Annotated in this window: 1 protein-coding gene and 1 other annotated feature; the gene reads right to left on the bottom strand. The window is 40.7% G+C overall.

The genetic code is table 11. The annotated features are described in order from the left end of the window. Positions 1-40: 40 nt before the first annotated feature. Positions 41-1,260, bottom strand: a protein-coding gene (locus tag VXQ92_RS18500; protein WP_318248947.1) for an IS3 family transposase whose coding sequence is annotated in 2 segments (ribosomal slippage) — positions 41-984 and positions 984-1,260 — 1,221 coding nt in all. Because the reading frame shifts where the segments join, the coding sequence is not laid out codon by codon here. Next, positions 869-985: a sequence feature (AL1L pseudoknot), on the bottom strand. Its footprint overlaps the gene before it by 117 nt. Positions 1,261-1,310: the final 50 nt, after the last annotated feature.

The raw sequence follows: 1,310 nt of genomic DNA, 5'->3' as shown, positions 1-1,310 counted from the left end.
ATGAACCGTACCGGGTTTGTCGGAGACTTTTTTATTTAAGTTAGGCCACCTGACCTAACGGGTTAATCTTATCATAGTACATTGCTTCAAACTCAAAAGGCGATACATAACCCAGTGCACTGTGTACACGCTTTTTATTGAACCAATCTACCCAGTTTAGTGTCGCAAGTTGTACATCTGCTAAACCTTGCCAATCTGCTTTTAGATATTCAATCACCTCTGTTTTGTATAAGCCATTCACCGTTTCAGCCAAAGCATTATCGTATGAATCACCAGTCGTACCGACTGATGCTCGTAAATTTGCTGCTTCTAAACGATTGGTATAGCGAATGGAAAGATATTGCACACCTCTGTCGGAATGATGAATCACATTCTTTGGCATGCCTCGATCATGCAATGCTTGCTCTAATGCATCGAGCACCATATCTGTATTCATTCGTGTAGATACTTTCCATCCAACAATTGCTCGTGAGAACACATCAATAATAAAGGCGGTATAGACCCAGCCTGAATGAGTTTGAATATACGTAAAGTCACTCACCCACAGCTGATCTGGATGATCAGCACTAAAATTACGTTTCACTAAATCATCTGCTCTTTTTTGATCATCTCGGCTACGGGTGGTTTGTTTGTTCTTACCTCGCCAAACACCTTGTATACCTAGCTTTTTCATTAATCGAGCAACAGTACAGCGTGCAATAATATAGCCTTCACGTTTCAGTTTTTGCCAGACTTTACGTACACCATACCGACCTGAACTTTCCTTCCAAATTCGTTTAATCTCCTCAGCATGATGCAAGTCATGTAAATCTCGCTTTGCTCGATGTTCTGGATTTTCGCAGAGATCTAGAGTCCGGTAATAGGTTGAAGCTGCGATCGGTAAAATCCTACAAATCGCATCAACACCATATAAGTCTTTATTGTTATGGATGAAATCCACCATTATTTGTGTGGGCGGTCGAGCTCCGCCTGGGCGAAAAAAGCGGCTGCTTTACGTAGAATTTCATTGGCACGCTTTAATTCTTTAATTTCACGTTCCATTTGCTTCATTTTTTCTTGATCAGATATCTGTTGTACTTTAATAGGATTTTGCTGATCTAAATGCTTTTGATGCCAGGCACGAAGTGTTTCAGGAGTACAACCAATCTTAGGCGCAATTGCTGTGATTGCAGCCCAATTCGATGGATAATCTTTTTCAGATTCAATCAATAATTGAACCGCTCTTTCTCTGATTTCAGGGGTATATTTTAATTTTGTCATCGGGATAGTCTCTCAGAATATTGACTCTCCGACAAACCCGGTACGGTTCA

The sequence above is a fragment of the Acinetobacter sp. 228 genome (assembly GCF_048147885.1).
The sequence above is the reverse complement of the archived record's forward strand: the minus strand, read 5'-3'. Positions and strand labels throughout refer to the sequence as shown.